Source organism: Clostridium sp. 10cd* (genome assembly GCF_044336395.1).
Lineage (GTDB): Bacteria > Bacillota_I > Bacilli_A > Erysipelotrichales > Erysipelotrichaceae > Clostridium_AQ > Clostridium_AQ innocuum.
On the sequence record NZ_CP172347.1, the window covers coordinates 2221624 to 2239125 of the forward strand.

The 17502-nt window shown below is 46.8% G+C and carries 15 protein-coding genes; 14 read left to right on the plus strand and 1 reads right to left on the minus strand.

Annotated features, from left to right (window positions below; translation table 11 throughout):
• The first annotated feature begins 2 nt into the window (after positions 1 to 2).
• The 5 genes from ACG3M1_RS11005 to ACG3M1_RS11025 are packed head-to-tail and all read left to right on the plus strand — an operon-like array spanning position 3 to position 5710.
• On the plus strand, positions 3 to 1637 hold the full coding sequence (locus ACG3M1_RS11005) for a PTS transporter subunit EIIC (protein ID WP_008817440.1): 1635 nt from the start codon (positions 3 to 5) through the stop codon (positions 1635 to 1637).
• Positions 1634 to 1969: a PTS lactose/cellobiose transporter subunit IIA gene (locus ACG3M1_RS11010; protein ID WP_002608777.1), complete on the plus strand. Its 336-nt coding sequence runs from the start codon at positions 1634 to 1636 to the stop codon at positions 1967 to 1969. Before ACG3M1_RS11005 ends, ACG3M1_RS11010 begins: the two co-directional genes overlap by 4 nt.
• A 55-nt stretch (positions 1970 to 2024) precedes the next feature.
• The gene (locus ACG3M1_RS11015) at positions 2025 to 3233 is read left to right on the plus strand and encodes a pyridoxal phosphate-dependent aminotransferase (RefSeq protein WP_008817439.1); all 1209 of its coding nucleotides are present in this window, start codon (positions 2025 to 2027) and stop codon (positions 3231 to 3233) included.
• Complete coding sequence (locus ACG3M1_RS11020) at positions 3226 to 4698, plus strand: glycoside hydrolase family 1 protein (RefSeq protein ID WP_008817438.1); 1473 nt, start codon at positions 3226 to 3228, stop codon at positions 4696 to 4698. Before ACG3M1_RS11015 ends, ACG3M1_RS11020 begins: the two co-directional genes overlap by 8 nt.
• 22 nt (positions 4699 to 4720) lie before the next feature.
• The gene (locus tag ACG3M1_RS11025; RefSeq protein WP_008817437.1) at positions 4721 to 5710 is read left to right on the plus strand and encodes a proline racemase family protein; all 990 of its coding nucleotides are present in this window, start codon (positions 4721 to 4723) and stop codon (positions 5708 to 5710) included.
• 161 nt (positions 5711 to 5871) lie between these two features.
• On the opposite strand, the gene rnhC is transcribed toward ACG3M1_RS11025, so the two are convergent.
• Positions 5872 to 6774, minus strand: coding sequence for a ribonuclease HIII (gene rnhC, locus ACG3M1_RS11030; protein ID WP_008817436.1), 903 nt, complete (start codon positions 6772 to 6774; stop codon positions 5872 to 5874).
• A 128-nt stretch (positions 6775 to 6902) separates the two neighbouring features.
• Here rnhC and ACG3M1_RS11035 point away from each other — a divergent pair, with 128 nt between their 5' ends.
• From ACG3M1_RS11035 to ACG3M1_RS11075, 9 genes are all read left to right on the plus strand, one after another.
• Entirely contained in the window at positions 6903 to 7568 is a 666-nt protein-coding gene (locus ACG3M1_RS11035) for a CvpA family protein (protein WP_154410760.1), read from the plus strand.
• Between the two features lie 10 nt (positions 7569 to 7578).
• Positions 7579 to 9912, plus strand: a complete 2334-nt coding sequence (locus ACG3M1_RS11040) for an endonuclease MutS2 (RefSeq protein ID WP_008817434.1) — start codon at positions 7579 to 7581, stop codon at positions 9910 to 9912.
• Positions 9912 to 11690: an excinuclease ABC subunit UvrC gene (gene uvrC, locus ACG3M1_RS11045; RefSeq protein WP_008817433.1), complete on the plus strand. Its 1779-nt coding sequence runs from the start codon at positions 9912 to 9914 to the stop codon at positions 11688 to 11690. Before ACG3M1_RS11040 ends, uvrC begins: the two co-directional genes overlap by 1 nt.
• 48 nt (positions 11691 to 11738) lie before the next feature.
• Positions 11739 to 11933 (plus strand): helix-turn-helix domain-containing protein, encoded by a 195-nt coding sequence (locus ACG3M1_RS11050; RefSeq protein WP_079747667.1) that lies wholly within the window; start codon positions 11739 to 11741, stop codon positions 11931 to 11933.
• A gap of 369 nt (positions 11934 to 12302) precedes the next feature.
• Entirely contained in the window at positions 12303 to 12902 is a 600-nt protein-coding gene (locus ACG3M1_RS11055) for a hypothetical protein (RefSeq protein ID WP_008817432.1), read from the plus strand.
• 58 nt (positions 12903 to 12960) lie between these two features.
• Positions 12961 to 14088 carry a M15 family metallopeptidase gene (locus ACG3M1_RS11060; protein WP_008817431.1) on the plus strand — a complete coding sequence of 376 codons (1128 nt, stop codon included), beginning with the start codon at positions 12961 to 12963 and terminating at the stop codon, positions 14086 to 14088.
• A 65-nt stretch (positions 14089 to 14153) separates the two neighbouring features.
• Positions 14154 to 15134, plus strand: a complete 981-nt coding sequence (locus ACG3M1_RS11065; RefSeq protein WP_008817430.1) for a GerMN domain-containing protein — start codon at positions 14154 to 14156, stop codon at positions 15132 to 15134.
• 63 nt (positions 15135 to 15197) lie between these two features.
• A complete protein-coding gene (locus ACG3M1_RS11070) occupies positions 15198 to 15689 on the plus strand; it encodes a metallophosphoesterase family protein (protein ID WP_002608788.1) in 492 nt (163 codons plus the stop codon).
• Positions 15690 to 15796: 107 nt separating this feature from the next.
• Positions 15797 to 16987 (plus strand): coenzyme F420-0:L-glutamate ligase, encoded by a 1191-nt coding sequence (locus ACG3M1_RS11075; protein WP_008817429.1) that lies wholly within the window; start codon positions 15797 to 15799, stop codon positions 16985 to 16987.
• Positions 16988 to 17502: the final 515 nt, after the last annotated feature.

Sequence of the window (17502 nt, forward strand, 5' to 3'; positions counted from 1 at the left end):
TTATGAAAATTTTGTTAATGTGCGGAGCAGGTGCGTCCAGTGGTTTTATGGCGCAGGCAATGCGAAAAGCCGCAAAAGAACAGGGAATTGAAAATTTTGAAATAATTGCACGAAGTGAAGCAGAAATGATGAACAATTTACAGGGGACAGATCTTGTCATGTTTGGTCCTCATCTAGCGTTTAAAAGGGAAGCGCTTGAAAAGGATTTAAAAAAGTTTAATATTCCGTTTGCCTTTATTGACAAGGATGCGTATGGAAGTATTGATGGAGCTGCCACGCTGAAGCAGGCATTGGATGCGTTGCGGGAAGTAAAAAAGCCTGTCGAAGAAATCTCTGTAAAAGAGGAAAAACCAACGCAGAGCAGTGAGGCTTCGGAGGAACCGGCGAAGGGCTTTATGGGATGGATTACCAAATCACTGGCTCCTAAACTGGATAAGCTTACACAGAATATTTATATATCCGCAATACAACAATCCATCATGAGTATACTGCCAATGATTATGATCGGTTCAGTTTCCTCAATCGTCGGTGTATTCCGTAACTTTGAGGTGATGAGCTGGATTCCGGATATCTCCATGCTGAATACATATTCCTTTGGCTTGATTGCAGTATTTCTGGCTATTCTGGTACCGATGAAGGTACTGGAAAAAAGAGGGAATGAGAAATTGAAAATTTCTGCGATGCTGACCAGTCTTGCTCTCTTCTTTATCATCACACTTCCGGTCATAGATGGAGAAGCCGGTACGATGAATTTCATCATGGATAAAATTGGAACAGGTGGTATGCTGACAGCAGTTGTGACATCCGTTTTTACAGCATGGATTTTTAATTTTGCTTCTAGGCACTCTATGTTTAAGGAGGATACGGTTATGCCGGATATGGTTGTGGCATGGATGGATGCACTTGTTCCTGTAACAATCACACTGGCCATCGGTTTATTTATTATGAGCACCGGATTTGATTTACCACTGTTTATCCGTGGCTTGTTTGCACCGATTTCTTCCTTTGGACAGACCTGGCTTGGTCTTGTTATGATTTGTTTCTTCACCTGCTTCCTGTATTCCTTTGGCTTTACCTGGATTCTGTTCCCCATCGCATGGGCAATCTGGATGGAGGGTATGGATGCCAATATGGCTGCGGTTGCGGCAGGACAGGCGGCGTCAAGTATTAACCTTATGGAAACGGTAATGGGAATCACCTATATCGGTGGACAGGGGTGTACGCTTGCATTGGTTCTGATGTGTATGCGTTCAAATGTAAAAAAACTGAAATCCATCGGGCGCGTTTGTATCTTCCCTGCAATCTTCAATATCAATGAGCCAATTGTGTTTGGTGCTCCTGTTGTATGGAATCCGATCCTTATGATTCCACTGTGCCTTAATTCAATTATTATTCCAAGTCTTATGTATCTTGTTATGCGCATCGGCCTTGTTCCTATTCCGAGTGCACCTATGCAGATGTGGTATCTTCCAAATATCGTACAAGGCTATCTGACAACGAACAGTATGTCCGGGGTTATTCTGGTAATTGCATTGTTTGCTGTATCCTGGCTGATTTGGATGCCATTCTTTAGGGTATTTGAAAAACAGCAGTACAAAGAAGAGCTGGAAAACAGAAAGGAAAGGGAGATCATATGAAATTAGAAAATGCGCAGGCGGCAATGCAGATCATCCTGCATGCCGGCGATGCCCGCTTGAAAACAGCAGAGGCATTAAAATCTTTAAAAACCTTTGATATAGAACGTGCAAAGCAGCAGCTTTTGGATGCAAATGAAGATATTGTGGCTGCGCACCAATCACAGACAGCCTCTCTGCAGGCGGAATCAAATGGAGAAGAAATTGAGTATTCGATTCTATTCACACATGCACAGGATACGTGTATGACCGTATGCAGTGAAATCAACATCGCACAGCAGCTCGTGGATATCTGCGAAGCAATTGATGAGCGGTTTAAGAAATTGGAAAAATAGAACCGGAATTTTTGGCAGAGTTTTCTGCCAAAAATTTTAGAATTGGAGGAACGATATGAATTACTTTGATAACAGCAACATTAAGCTCGATATATTAAAAAAGAAAGCATACAATCTGCGCTGGGCGGAGGTAGCGGATGGAACTATCCCACTCACTGCTGCCGATATGGATTACCCATGTGCTCCGGCGATTAAACAGGCATTGCTTGCGTACGTGGAGGAAGGCTATTTCTCCTATACACCGAAACTGGGCCTGCCTGCGTTTAATCAGGCATTTTCAAATTATGTGAAGGAAACAAAGGGGGAGGAAATCAAAGCGGAGCAGGTACTGGCGGTAGACAGTGCAGCAAGAGCGATGTTCATCGTGGCGAAGGCTTTTTTGAAGCCTGGAGATGAAATGATTGTCTTTGATCCCTGCGATTTCCTTTTCCGGGAATCCTGTTTAGCGGCTGGAGCAACTCCAATCAGCTACGCAGCAAAGCTTGATACGGAGAATAGGAAAATGGATCTTTCAAGACTGGAGGAGTGCATAAGCGAGAGAACCAAAATGATTGGATTGTGTAATCCGCATAACCCATACGGTCTTGTCTATACGAAGGAGGAGCTGGAGGCAATCATGCGATTGTGTGAGAAACATGATCTACTGATTATGAACGATGAAATATGGTCGGATATCCTGTATCCCGATGCACAGTTCAACAGCATTTATTGTTTAGGCGAGGAGCGCTGTAAACGCGTAGTATCTGTATTTGGGTTCTCTAAGAGCTTTGGTCTTGCCGGATTGAGAATTGGCTGCGTTTATGCGAACGATGATGAAAAATTCCAGAAGCTGGTTGATGCTTCCGATGTGCTGTCTACTGCGGGTGGTGCTACCTCACTATCGCAGATTGCCGCGATTGCGGCTATGGAAGAAACGCAAGAATGGCGTGCGGCATTTTTAAAGCATATCACAAAAAACCGGGATTATGCAGTGGCGTTTATCAATGAACATATTCCGGGCTTACATGCCTACAGACCACAGGCGACATTCCTGCTGTATGTAGATATTCGGGAGCTTCATGTTACAGGAGCTGAATTTGTCGAATTTCTGAAAGAGGAAGTGCAGCTGGCGATTGTACCGGGAGGACACCAATACTTCGGTGATGAGTCGGAGGGGCATGTTCGTATTTGTCTTGCCACCAGTATGGAAATTCTCAGCGAAGGTCTGAATCGATTAAAAAAGGGTGTTGAAATGCTAATAGAAAGGAGAACACAGCATGCATAAGATACAGTTTCCGGAAAATTTTTTGTGGGGAGGGGCAACTTCCGCCTATCAGTGTGAGGGAGCCTGGAAAGAGGATGGAAAAGGCTTTGCGGTCACTGATTTGTTGACAGCGGGAAGTCGAGAAATCCCAAGAGAGTTTACACCAGTTGAAAAGGATTGTTATTATCCGGCAGCGATAGCTATTGATCACTATCATCATTACAAGGAAGATATCGCGTTGTTTGCGGAAATGGGATTTAAGGTATACCGCATGTCGATTTCCTGGGTAAGAATCTTTCCCAACGGTGATGACGAGGTGCCCAATCCTGCTGGTCTTGCATTCTATCATAAAATATTTCAGGAGTGCAAAAAATATGATATCGAGCCGCTGGTTACCATTTCTCATCACGATGTACCGCTGGCACTGGCATTGAAACAGGATGGATGGCTAAGCAGAAAGACGATTCCTGCCTTTGTCACGTACTGTAAAACGATTTTCCGCGAGTATCGGGATGAAGTGAAGTATTGGATCACGTTTAATGAAATCAATATGATGACAAATTATTTCGGCGATATATATACAGGTGGGATTCTTTCTAACGGAACCCGATATTTGGATATCGCACAGGCGAGTGAGGAGTCTTTGTCTGCAGATAAAATGACGAAACGCTTTACGGCTCTGCATCATCAGTTTATCGCCAGTGCGCTGGCTGTACAGGCAGGTCATGACATCAATCCGGACTTTCAAATCGGTTCCATGGTTGCGGGGGATGCGCATTACCCATATTCCTGTAACCCCGTGAATGTCATTGAAGCACAGCAAAGCATGAACCGCCTCTGGTATTGTGGGGACGTGATGGTACGCGGAGAATATTCCTATGCCAGCAGACATTATCTGAAAGGCAAGGGTGTCGATATAGAAGCACTTGGAATCACCGAGGAGGACAAGTGTATTTTGAAAAAAGGGACGATTGATTTTCTGGCATTCAGCTACTATACATCCGGCTGTCATGCAGTGGATGAGCATCATGAAACAACTGCAGGTAATTTCTCTTTAGGGGTTGCCAATCCGTATCTGAAAAAATCTGACTGGGGCTGGGTGTTTGATCCGCAGGGGCTTCGCTGGATGCTGAATGAGTTGTATGGAAGATATCATATTCCGGTGTTTATCGCTGAAAACGGCTTAGGCGCAATTGATGAGGTAAGTGAGGATGGAAAGGTTCATGATCCTTATCGTATCCAGTATCTGAATGAACATGTGTCCGCAATGCGGGATGCATTGGAGGATGGTGTTGATTTGCTTGGGTATACGTGGTGGGGACCCATTGATCTGGTTAGTGCATCTACCGGTGAAATGAAAAAGCGTTATGGGTTTATTTATGTAGATATGGATGATCAGGGGAAGGGAAGCCTGAAAAGAATCAGAAAGGATTCCTTCTATCATTATCAAAAAATCATTCAGACAAACGGCAGCTGCATTGAGTAGTGTGCCTGTAAGGAAGAGGGATATGCAGAAAATTGTTTTTACAACGGTTGAAACGCATACATTGGGAGAACCTACCCGCATTATCACTTCTGGCTTTCCAGATATACCGGGCATTACAATGATGGAGAAAAAGGAGATCCTTGAACAACGGTATGACCATCTGCGCCGTGCCTTGATGTGTGAGCCGAGGGGACATAAGGATATGGTTGGGGCGCTTATTCTGCCTGCAGAGCATACAGCATCTGCATTCGGTGTTGTTTTCATGGATGCGAAGAGATGGGTAAATATGTGCGGGCATGCATCCATCGGTTGTGCTATGTATGCGGTGGAGGCCGGGCTAGTACCTGTGTGCGAACCGCATACAGAGGTTGTGATGGATACGCCATCAGGAACTATATGCGCAAGTGTAAGGGTGGAGAATAAAAAAGCGCAGGAGGTTACCTTGCATAATGTTCCTTCATTTCTGTTTGCTGATGAGGTAAAGGTAAGGGTAGATGGCAAGGAATATAGGGTTGCGATTTCTTTTGGCGGTACGTTCTTTGCTTTGTTTGATGCTGCACAGCTTTCATTGCAGCTGGATGCAAAGGATATTGAGTTTCTGATACCCTTTACAAGGAAACTGCTGGCTCAGCTGAATAAGCAATATGAGATAAAGCATCCCTCACTTGCAATCACACGCGTTGTAAATGCTGAATATTATGTAGCTACTGGAGAAAAGAAACAGAAGAATATCGTTATTGCCGAGGAAGGTCAGATCGATCGCTCACCATGTGGGACAGGAACAAGTGCAAAGCTGGCATATTTGCATGCGAAAGGAAACTTATCTGCAAACGAAATTTTTGTGAATGAAAGCTTTACCGGAGCAAAATTTTATGGACGGTATGAAGCGGAGGATGTTATCGGACACTATCGTGGTATTCAACCGATGATTACAGGTAGTGCCTATATCACGGGGAAGGCAGTATATGTGATCGATGAGAATGACCCTTTGACCTATGGCTTTACGATTTGAGTCTGCTTTTGCATCATGATTTATAAAAAGATACAGAGGGCCTTCGAGTTTTGCTGGCCTTCTGCCCTTTTATTGATTCTGTCTTTCTATTTCATTTGTGCTTTGGCAGATGAAGGCATACGAAAAACCCGTTTTCTGTTCATGCAGGAAACGGGTTTGTTTTAGCCTAAGGCTTTTTTTGTGTTTGCAAAATGCAGCTTGGCAACCTGGAGCAGTGCCTCTTTTCCGTGCATTGCCACAAACTCACGAATATTCTGATCCACCTTGCTGCCGGCACCCTTCAGAAAGGTGAAGTCGTACTGCTCACACATCGCATCGAAGGCCTTCAAAAACGCATACCGGGCAATGATTGATCCGGCTGCAACCGACAGATACTTATTTTCCGCCTTGGTTTCAAAATGAATATCATAGACGACCTCGCGCTCATGTTTCAGATAGCGGTAATAGGAAGTCTTCTGCACGAACTGGTCAATGATGCAGAACTGCGGCAGTGATCCCATCTTTTTACGCAGATGTACGTAGGCCTGGTTATGCATACGGGATTTAATAGCAACCATATTATTTTCACCGTGAATTCGATTATAGGTGGCATTGTCCAAAATCAAAAGACTGTGAGGCAGTCGTTCCATCAGCTTGGGAGCCATGCGCCGTATGGCGGTATCATCAATGGCCTTGGAGTCTTGTATCCCAAGACTGCGTAAAAACTCCACATCCTCATGACGGACACAGGTTGCACAAACGGTCACGGGACCGAAATAATCACCGGTCCCAACCTCATCGCTGCCGGCCTGCGGATAGATTGCTTTCGGCTGTCCCTGTGTTTTTTTTGCTGTTGTCCCGCTCTGCGTTTTCTGTATGGCAGACGGGGCAATCAGCGCTGCACATTCCTCGGCGCCATTTCCCTGAAATACGAGCTTGCCGGACTCATAAGCGGTAATGACACAATCCCTCGTCTTGATCTGATAAATCGCATAGGGCGGTGTCTTACGGATTTCCGCAGTTTTCAACCGCTGCTTCAGCGCCATCATGCTGGATCGATCTGTCTGTATGGTACATGTTCCCATGGTATTCCTCCTCATAACTTTTCCATTTTAGCATAAAATGAGACAACAGGATACAGAAATCGGGTGTTCCCATTCATTTTTTTATGCGTTCATGGTAAAATAATGAGACGGACAAAAGAAAGTAGGTGATGCCTGTGTCCCTGATTATGCTAGTAAATATGGTCATCCTGTGTGTGCTTTGTGCACTCGTATTCGGCGGATACCGCGACGGCTTCCTATTAAAGCTGCTGAGCATACTGTCTTTCTTTGTATGCGGCTTTCTGGCATGGTGGGCATCCTCCTATGTCGGCAGTTTTATCCACCTGTATCCCAAGCATGCGCTCCCATTGCAGGATACACCGCTGGAGGCTGTCCTGTATGACAACCTGAATCGCCTGCTCATTTTCGTGATTCTCTTTGTCCTGCTGCAGCTGGCGGTGCTGGTTATAAAGCCGTTTACAAAGGCGGCCAATCATGTACCGGTCGTATCCGGTATCAACCGGCTTCTGGGAGCTGCGCTGGGGGCACTGCAGGCCGTGCTGCTGATGGTGCTGGCTGCCATGGTCTGCCGTCTGCCATTCTGGAAAACCGGGAATGAGATTGCATCCGCATCTCTTTTGCGATACAGCGATGGGATGATGGATGCCCTGACCTTTTATGCCAGGGAACCGCTGCAGGAGTTATCCAGACTGACATCGGCATTGGATGAAAAACAAACGCTCAGTACAGCAGAAAAGGAGAATATCCGCAGCTGGCTGCTGGAGCAGAATATGAAGAAAGAAGACGTGGACACGCTGCTGTCTGCGCTGCAATAGAGGTAAGAATATGAAAGATATGTATGAGCCGTTGGAGCTGCATGAGGTAAAGGAGCAGGTTGCGAAACACGCGTCCTTTTCCCTGGGAAAACAGCTGATTCGACAAATGATGCCGCGCTTTGATGCCCTTTGGGTCAGGCGTGAGCTGGCAAGAGTAAAAGAGGCCTATGCCCTCGTCGTGCGATTTGGGAACATGCCGTTTGGCGGTATCCATGATACGCGTGACAGCATAGAGGCAGCCATGAAGGACATGACACTGACACCGCATGAGCTGCGCGGAATTGCGGATAGTACACGCGGTGTGGAGCAGGTTCGCAAATATATGAAAGCAAGTGATCTGGATACACCACTGATCAAGGAGCTGTGTGATTCCTTTGCGGAGCATCAGCAGCTGGCTTCCTCGATCGATCGCTGCATTTCCTTAAATGCGGAGGTTCTGGATTCCGCAAGCCCGGCATTGAAAAGTATCCGGAAATCCATTTTGTCCTGCAATGCGGATATCAGCAGCGAGGTACAGCGGTTTCTCTCACGCAATGCAAGCAAGCTGATGGATACGATCACGACGATGCGCAACAACCGTACCTGCGTGCTTGTGAAAATCAGTGAGAAAAACAGTGTGGACGGCTTTGTTCACGGAGAGAGTGCTTCCGGTCAGACGGCCTATGTTGAGCCACGCAGTCTGCTGGTGCTCAATAACCGTCTGCAAACGCTGAAAAGTCAGGAGCAGGAGGAAATCACACGCATCCTGTTTGAATTAAGTCAGCAGGTCAAGTCGGTTGGTCATGAGCTGCTGTCCAATCTGGAAACCTTCGCTCTGCTGGACAGTATCTTTGCCCGCGGGCTATGGACGAAGGAAATGGACGGCTGCATTGCCGAGCTGAATACAAAGGATGACCATCTGTATCTGAAGACAGCCAGACATCCGCTGATCGATCCGCAGAAGGTTGTCGCAAATACATACGAAATCCGCTCACCGCATCACAGCCTTCTGATTACCGGAAGCAATACCGGAGGAAAGACGGTGACACTGAAAACCATCGGTCTGTTTGTCGCCCTGACGATGAGCGGTCTGCCGCTGAGTGCGGAGCAGGCCGTCGTACCGCTGTTTGACGCCCTGTATGTGGATATCGGTGACGATCAGTCCATTCAGGAATCCCTGTCCACCTTTTCATCCCATATATCCAAAATGGCGGATATTTGTGATCATGCGACGGCACGCTCTCTCGTCCTTCTGGATGAGCTTGGAAGCGGGACGGACCCGAAGGAGGGGGAACCGCTGGCGGTTGCTGTACTGGATCATCTGCGTGCCATCGGTGCCATGGTGATTGCCACAACCCATTACTCCGCATTGAAAACCTATGGTGCGGATAATGAGGACATCCTGTTGTCCAGTGTGGAATTCGATATGGAAAAAATGCTGCCGACCTACCGGTATATCGAGGGAATCAGCGGACAGTCCAATGCATTTGAAATCGCCCGCCGTTATGGCTTGAAGGAAAGCATCATTCGATTTGCGAGGGAACGCAAGGAAGCGGACCGCAGCAAGGCGGACATCGCGATGGAAAAGCTGGAACAATCCCTGATGGAAAATTACGAGCTGAAGGAAAAGCTGGCTGCCAGACTAAAGGATGTCAGGCAGCTGCAGGCAGATCTGGAGCAGGAGAAAAAACAGCTGGCGCAGCGGCGGGAGGAAATTCTGGAAACGGTCAGAGAGGATGCCAGAAAACAGCTGGAGTCCTCTCTGGAGGAAGCACAGGATATCATTGATGAGCTGAAGCATATGCACAGTGAAGCCAAGCCGCATGAAATCAGTGACCGCAAGGCCAGATTAAAGCAGCTGTCTTCGATGGACGATGCGGAAACAGACGCTACACCGCAAAAGCTGCCTTCCTATCAGGTGGGGGATTATGTAAAAATCAGCAAGCTGAGCTATTATGGAGAAATTATTTCCATGAACAAGGATAAGGTCTGCGTACTGGCAAACGGTATGAAAATGAATACAACGCTGCAGGAAATCGAACCGGCTGTGAAGCAGGTGCAGAAAACAAAGAAAAAGGGATACGCCAAGGCAGGCGTGCGCTCCTTTTCCATGGAATGCAACGTCATCGGTATGCGGGTGGCGGAAGCCCTGCCGATCATTGATAAATATCTGGATAATGCAATGCTTGCAAAAGCGAACAATGTCCGCATCATTCACGGTATGGGAACCGGAGCCCTGCGCAAGGGGGTACATGACTTTCTGAAGCGCAATCCGCGTGTGGAGAGCTTTCGCATGGGAGGTCAGGGCGAAGGCGGTCTGGGAGCGACTGTTGTTGTTTTAAAGCAGAAGGGAAGCGGTAAATAATGGCAAATATGGCCAAAATCGAGGATAAGCTGAAAATTCTTCCTGCTATGCCTGGCTGCTATTTAATGAAAAACAAGGACGGAGATATCATTTATGTCGGAAAAGCAAAAAAGCTGAAGCAGCGCGTACGGCAGTATTTTGTCGGCGCCCACGATTTTAAAACCACCCGCCTTGTCAGTAATATCGACGATTTTGAATATATTGTAACATCCAGTGAAAAAGAGGCGCTGCTGCTGGAAATCAATCTGATCAAAAAGCATACACCACCATACAACATCATGTTTATGGATGATAAATCCTATCCGTATCTGAAGCTCACAAAGGAAAATGCTCCGGTATTAAAGGTGGTGCGCAATACGAAGGATCGTAAGGCCCATTACTTCGGACCGTTTCCGGATTCCGGGGCGGCCTGGGAAACAGCAAAGCTGCTGAATCGTATCTATCCGCTGAGAAAGTGCAGGCGGATGCCGAAAAAGGAATGTCTGTACTATCACATGGGACAGTGTCTGGCTCCCTGCATCAGGGACATTGATGAGCGTGTGTACGCGGATATGGTCAGCGGCATTCAGAAATTCATGCGGGGGGATGTCCGGGAGATGCTGGATACCCTGCATCGGGAAATGGAGCAGGCAAGTGAGGAGCTGCTGTTTGAAAAGGCACAGGAGAAGCTGAGCCTGATTCATGCGATTGAGCATGTGACGGCAAAGCAGCAGATCGACTTTAAGGACCGCAAGGACCGGGATGTATTTGGCTATTATGTCGACAAGGGCTATATATCCATTCAGGGCTTTTTCCTGCGTGGAGGAAAGCTGCTGGAGCGTACGCTTTCCATTGAGCCGCTGTATGAGAATGAAGCGGATGCCTTTGTATCCTTTATTCTGCAGTATTATGCGAATAATCCGCTGCCGCAGGAAATTCTAATACCAAAGGAATATGATATTACGCATCTGGAGGAAATTCTGGACACGAAGATATTGCAGCCGCTTCGCGGAGACAAGCTGAAGCTGGTGGATATGGTGCTTGCGAATGCCAAAAATGCGCATGAACAGAAGTTTGAGCTGGTAGAGCGCAAGGAAAGCCGGCGCTATGAGGGAATGGAACAGCTCTGCAATCTGCTGCAGAAGGAGATTCATCGCATCGAGCTGTTTGATAACTCGCATATCTCCGGTACGCACAATGTCAGCGGCATGGTGGTATATCGGGACGGTGAGCCAAGCAAGAAGGACTATCGTACCTTTCGTCTGGGCGAATACATAAGCGACCTTGACTCTATGAAGGAGGTCATCTATCGGCGGTACTTTCGGCTGTTGAAGGAAGGTGCACGCTTTCCCGATCTGCTGATTGTCGATGGAGGCTATCTCCAGATCGAGGCGGCCAGAGAAATTATCGAGGCACTGGATATTCCCTTAACGATCTGCGGACTGGTGAAGGATGACAATCACAGGACGAGCAATCTGATGGATGTGAATGGGAATATTCTGCCGGTAAAACGCGATAGCTCTCTGTTTTTCTTGCTGACCCAGATGCAGGACGAGGTACACCGTTTCGCCATTTCCTATCATCGTAAGCTCAGAGGAAAAGCCATGACGAAGTCCATTCTGGATGAGGTGGAAGGGATTGGTGAAGTCCGGAAAAAGGAAATCTGGAAGCATTTCAAATCCCTAAAACGCCTGAAAGAGGCCACGATTGAGGAAATACGTCAGGTGGTTCCCGAGAAAGTAGCACAAAACATCTACAATATCCTGCATAATACAGACCAAAAATCGGAAGATGCATAAGATAAAGGTAGGTAGGAACGTTAGGGGGTAAGTGCTACGCAAAAAATACTGACGCAACGTGAAAAAGAGGTTTTTGAATTACTGATTGCCAATTACAGCACCAAGGAAATAGCGAAACTGATGAACATATCCGATAAAACGGTTAGAAACCATATATCCAATGTTATGTTGAAGCTTGGAGTAAAAGGAAGAGCCCAGGCGGTCGTGGAGCTGCTGAAATTGGAGGAATTAACGCTTGAATAGGCAGGACGTGAAAACGTTCTGCTTTTCTTCTGCAATATTAGGGTACAGCGAACAGGTGAGGGCATACAGGACGCAATGTTCGAAATGCAAGGGTATGAAGCAGCAGTATGGGAACGTAAATCGATCCGTGTATGAATGCGAACAAAGGAAAAGCTCCTGTCGGTCATGTGTCTTCCTATAGGGAAAGAACAGCTTCTGAAAATTTCCAAATATTGTAAAAAACTATAGTTTTTTGGATTCTTTTGCCGTAAGGATTGATTCTGCCATACAGATGGTGTAGAATGACGTAAGACGATGACTCACCGGACAGTCATGCTGTTTACTGACTGCGGGTGACAAAGAAAAATGGAATAGGAAGGAAATACGCATATGAATTATTTTTATACTTATGTGGAGGATGAGCAGGAGGTGTCCAGCCTGCAGCAAATACAAACGGAAATGCAAAGGAAAAACGCGGCTGTCTGCTTTTTTGATTATGGCAGTACAGCGCAGTGGGAACAGCTGCAAGCCGTATGGAAGCAATCGGATATCCTGTACATTCAGGATATTGCACACCTTGCCAGTGAGGTACAGGAGCTGAAGCACAGACTGAGCACTCTGCAAAAAAGCGGCGTTTGTGTCAGGCTGCGCGATGAGCGCAGTGTCGATCTGGAACAGATGCTGCAGCTGATTGACTTTGTGACAGGAACGATTCGCAAGCGCAACTATGCCCTGCAGCTGGAGGGGATTCAAAAGGCACTGGAGAAGAAAAGGAACGGGGAAGGCAGCTACGGCAGACCGAAAATGGTATTACCCCAGGATTTTGAAGAAAATATACGGAAGATCATGCGTAAGGAAATGAAGCATGAGGACTATCAGAAGCAGCTGGGCTTTAAGCGCTCCACCTATTTCAAGATGGTGAAGGAGCTTCGGGACGGCTGGAAAGCACAGGACGAGGAGAATGAAACCGCAGCGCTGACCCAAGAGTGAGTATCTTGCTCTTTTTTTCGTTTTGAAAGTCGTGTATAATAAAGAACGAGGTGAGCCTATGCTACTGAAACGAAGTGTGTTTGTCATCCTGCTGATCGCACTGTTCAGCGGATGCTTTTATATCATGAACCAGCATTATGATGAACTGGCCAGATATCCGCATGAGCTAAGTGAGGAGGAACGAAAGCTGGTGCTGTCCCATCTCAGCACCGAGCAGATCAATTATCTGGTATCTCAAAAGATAGAACCGAAGCAGTTTCTGCCATTTATCGAAATCAAGGACTTTGAGCTGAATAATACACTCTGGTATGATGTGGCATATCAGACACAGAAGCCGTCGCATACGGAGAGCGACCAGGAGGTTAAGGAATACATCGTGAGCTTTATCAACCGCTACCGTGCGCGTATGGAGTATCAGGAGCTGCATGACCTGCTGATGAACTATACCTATAATGTCCTGACCCGCTTTTTTGATGAGGGGGATCCGAATATTGAAAACGCTCATCTGATTGCGAAGCCCAATGATCCGTATCTGGTGCTGGGCAGTAAAAATACGCTGTATACCTATGAACCGAAGGATCTGGTATCCATCAATGATCTGCCCCACGCCTCCCTTGTTCCGCAGGCCAATGACATCACAATCAAGAAAGAGGTCGTTAAGCCGCTGAAGGAGCTGATGGCGGCTGCAGGGGAAGTCAACCAGAAGGAAAACGGTGATATGAAGGTGATAGCCGGCTATATTTCCTATGAGGATCAGATGAAGCTGTTTGAGAAAGCAAAGCTCGTTTATGGAGAGGATGTGCTGCAGCATTGGGATTATCCGGGACAGAGTGAATTTCAGCTCGGCTATACGGTGCGCCTGCTTCCAAACGGCCTGACGACGGAATTTGATGAGAAAAAGGAAAGCGACAAGGATAAAGATGCAGGAAAGAAGGAGGAAGCGAAGAGCTCGGATAAGAAGGAAAAGAAAAATCCGAGTGAGGAGGAGCGCGATCAGGAAATCTGGCTGAAGGACAACGCCTATAAATTCGGCTTCATTATCCGCTATCCTAAACAGAAGGAGGATGCGACAGGAAAACGCTATCAGCCCTACACCCTGCGCTATGTCGGTAAGGAAATCGCGAAAAAGCTGCATGATGAGGGCTATGTCCTGGATGAAGTGAATATCAGTGATTTGAAGGAGTAAGAACAGGTCGGACCTGTTCTTTTTTCTGTTCCTGCCACATACATTGAACTAGAGGTGAACAACGTATGAAGAAAACCTTCAAGAAACAGATGGCCGTGGTATTCGGGGCCATCGCCATGATCGGATATCTGTCGGTACGCTTTTTCCCGGCACAGGAACAAAGTGCATCCCCGGTGATTTCCACAAAGGATGAAACAAAGCATATGCAGATTTATATGATGGACAGTGATAAGACACTGGTTCCGTTATCCATACCGGTCAGTGAGGAGATGAGCGAGGAGGATAAGCTGGCACTCATGTTTTCCTATATGAGCGGGAAGCAGGAAATCAAGGGCTTTACACCATTGTTTACAAAGGAGTGCACCCTGCAGTCCTCTTCTATCAAAAACGGCATTGTATCCCTGTATTTTGATGATTCTCTGAAAAACTATGATAAGGAGAATGAGCTGCGTATTCTGGAGGCAATCACATGGGGAGCTACGCAGTTTCATGATATCGAGCAGGTAAAGCTCTATCTGAATGATAAACAGCTGACCAGTATGCCGAATGCACAGACACCGATTCCGGAAATCCTCAACCGCAGTATCGGTATCAATCATTTCGAAACCTCAACAACCACATTGCATGACTCTGCCTCCTTGACGGTATTCTATACAAAAAAGGTACAGGGGAATGAATACATGGTTCCCAAAAGTAAGCGGGTTGCACAGAGTCAGGGGGATGCCTTGAAGGCGAGTGTTGAAAACATTCTTTCCGATATCAGTGTCTCCAGTGCGCTTGATCAGCCGCTGTATGCCGATGATATCAAGGTCAGCAGCTTTGATGTTTATGACGGCTCCCTGATTGTGAATCTGAATAAGAATATCCTTGCCAGCAACCGCACGGTGAAGCAGGATGTGTACAATGCCCTGGTGCTATCTCTGGCTGCACTGCCCGGCATTGAAAAGGTCGAGGTACGCGTGGACGGGGTCACGGTTTCACCGAAGGATCAGAAGGAGGATATGGTATCGGTGTATGCTTTGACGTATAATGAGGTACAGTTCTAGCGTATTTAAAAAAAACACTTCTAAATGTCTGCATTTTTTGGTATGATAATAGCGGTGGTAAAAATGAAGATAGTAGTAGTCAGTGACAGTCACGGCCGTGATGATGCGCTGGAATATGTTCTGCAGCAGCATGGGGATGCCTATGCATATATTCACTGCGGAGATATCGATGCGGATCCGGGGGCATTTCCCCGTTTTGTGACGGTTGGCGGTAACAATGATATATTTTATGATTATCCGGATGAGCAGATTTTGAGTATCGGGACTCATCGTATCTTTATTGTACATTCCCATCAGTTTATGTATTCACGCAGAAGCCAGCAGCTGGCGGATGCCGCAAAGGAGCGCAGCTGTGATATTGTCTGTTATGGACATACGCATATCGCGGCGGATGAAACAGTGGATGGTATCCGTTTGATCAATCCCGGATCGCTGTGGCGAAGCAGGGATGGCAGAGGTCCCAGCTATGCGCTGTTAAACATAGATGGTGACACAGTGGATGTACAATTTGAATTTCTGCCGCAAAAGCAGAAGAAAAGCAAGTTTTTCTGGTAGGACAAACCGTACATGATGCGGTTTTTCTTGCGTTATCAGGGTTTCAAATCACAAGGGTGATTGAAATAGATGGAAGATACACAAAGTAAAGAAAGGTGTTAGAGATTATGGAAAGAAAAATAGGAACGGTATCCAGAGGTGTGCGCTGTCCGATTATCCGTGAAGGAGATGATCTGGCTGCCATCGTTTCACAAAGCGTATTGTCAGCTGCAGAAGCGGAGGGCTTTGAACTGCGTGACCGTGATGTTATTGCGGTAACGGAGTCCATCGTTGCCAGAGCACAGGGAAATTATGCGTCAGTGGATGCAATTGCCGCTGATGTTAAGGAAAAGCTGGGAGGAGAAACCATTGGTGTTATGTTCCCGATCCTGAGCCGTAACCGGTTTGCAATCTGTCTGAAGGGAATTGCAAAGGGGGCGAAAAAGGTCGTTCTGATGCTCAGCTACCCAAGCGATGAGGTTGGAAACGAGCTGGTATCCATCGATAAGCTGGATGAAGCCGGAATCAATCCGTACAGCGATGTCCTGAGTCTGGAAACATATCGGAAGCTCTTTGGTGAAAACCGTCATGAATTTACCGGAATTGACTATGTGAGCTACTATGGTGATCTGATCCGATCCTGCGGTGCCGAGGTGGAAATCATTTTCGCCAACCATCCAAAGGAAATTCTTAAGTATACAAAAAATGTTCTAACCTGTGACATTCACACAAGAGCTAGAACAAAACGCATCCTGAAAGCAAACGGTGCCGAGCGTGTCTGCGGCCTGGATGATATTATGACGGCATCCGTTGACGGGTCCGGATACAATGAAGCCTTTGGTCTTTTGGGATCCAACAAATCTACAGAGGACATGGTGAAGCTGTTTCCGAGAAACTGCCAGCCGCTGGTACAGGATATTCAGAAGCAGGTACTGCAGGCATGCGGGAAGCATGTGGAGGTTATGGTGTACGGTGACGGTGCCTTTAAGGATCCTGTCGGGAAAATCTGGGAGCTTGCGGACCCTTGTGTTTCTCCTGCATACACCCCAGGACTGGAGGGGACTCCGAATGAACTGAAGCTGAAATATCTGGCAGACAATGATTTTGCACAGCTGAAGGGAGAGGAGCTGCAGAAGGCAATCGAGGCGAAAATCCGTGAAAAGGAAGACAACCTGGTCGGAAACATGGCTTCTCAGGGAACAACTCCAAGACGTTTGACAGACTTGATCGGCTCTCTCTGTGATCTGACGAGCGGTTCCGGAGACAAAGGAACACCGATCGTACTCGTTCAGGGATATTTCGATAATTTCACAAACTAAAGGGTGAACAGCTGATACATAAAGCACCATTGCGCGGCAATGGTGTTTTGCTGTACACGCGTTAAGGAATTATAATCGAAGCAGCTGCCTGTGCTGCCGACTTTATCAGAAGGGGACGTTTACGATAGATGTCATCAGCATCGTGAAGAAAATCTGAAAGGGACAGGACAGGCGTATAAAAGTCCGCAATTGTTCTGAACATCGCAATAAACACAGACTTTCGAAAAAGAAACGGCGCAAGGTGGTGGTATGCATGATACGTGTGGATGCGAGAAGGAAGCTTTTCTTTATAATGAAATATCATAGCTTTGTACAGCTAGGAAACAGGTACATGAATGGATATTGTATGGGAATGCTCAGCAGGCAGGGGTCTGCTGTTTTTAATTTATGATTAGAAAACAGTCGTTTCAGTCTGCAATTTGTATTTGACCTCATAATCCTGTAAGGCATCAATAAAGGAATAAGCGCGGTTCTATTTCTGACAGGACTGCATACCATAGGATAGAGGTGATGCT

Excerpts from the sequence above, each read along its gene's own strand:
- ACG3M1_RS11020 (WP_008817438.1), top strand. The coding sequence starts at position 3,226 with ATGCATAAGATACAGTTTCCGGAAAATTTTTTGTGGGGAGGGGCAACT.
- ACG3M1_RS11035 (WP_154410760.1), top strand. The coding sequence starts at position 6,903 with ATGCCTGTGTCCCTGATTATGCTAGTAAATATGGTCATCCTGTGTGTG.
- ACG3M1_RS11075 (WP_008817429.1), top strand. The coding sequence starts at position 15,797 with ATGGAAAGAAAAATAGGAACGGTATCCAGAGGTGTGCGCTGTCCGATT.
- ACG3M1_RS11040 (WP_008817434.1), top strand. The coding sequence starts at position 7,579 with ATGAAAGATATGTATGAGCCGTTGGAGCTGCATGAGGTAAAGGAGCAG.
- ACG3M1_RS11015 (WP_008817439.1), top strand. The coding sequence starts at position 2,025 with ATGAATTACTTTGATAACAGCAACATTAAGCTCGATATATTAAAAAAG.
- ACG3M1_RS11070 (WP_002608788.1), top strand. The coding sequence starts at position 15,198 with ATGAAGATAGTAGTAGTCAGTGACAGTCACGGCCGTGATGATGCGCTG.
- ACG3M1_RS11025 (WP_008817437.1), top strand. The coding sequence starts at position 4,721 with ATGCAGAAAATTGTTTTTACAACGGTTGAAACGCATACATTGGGAGAA.
- ACG3M1_RS11060 (WP_008817431.1), top strand. The coding sequence starts at position 12,961 with ATGCTACTGAAACGAAGTGTGTTTGTCATCCTGCTGATCGCACTGTTC.
- rnhC (WP_008817436.1), bottom strand. The coding sequence starts at position 6,774 with ATGGGAACATGTACCATACAGACAGATCGATCCAGCATGATGGCGCTG.
- ACG3M1_RS11055 (WP_008817432.1), top strand. The coding sequence starts at position 12,303 with ATGAATTATTTTTATACTTATGTGGAGGATGAGCAGGAGGTGTCCAGC.
- ACG3M1_RS11010 (WP_002608777.1), top strand. The coding sequence starts at position 1,634 with ATGAAATTAGAAAATGCGCAGGCGGCAATGCAGATCATCCTGCATGCC.
- uvrC (WP_008817433.1), top strand. The coding sequence starts at position 9,912 with ATGGCAAATATGGCCAAAATCGAGGATAAGCTGAAAATTCTTCCTGCT.
- ACG3M1_RS11065 (WP_008817430.1), top strand. The coding sequence starts at position 14,154 with ATGAAGAAAACCTTCAAGAAACAGATGGCCGTGGTATTCGGGGCCATC.
- ACG3M1_RS11005 (WP_008817440.1), top strand. The coding sequence starts at position 3 with ATGAAAATTTTGTTAATGTGCGGAGCAGGTGCGTCCAGTGGTTTTATG.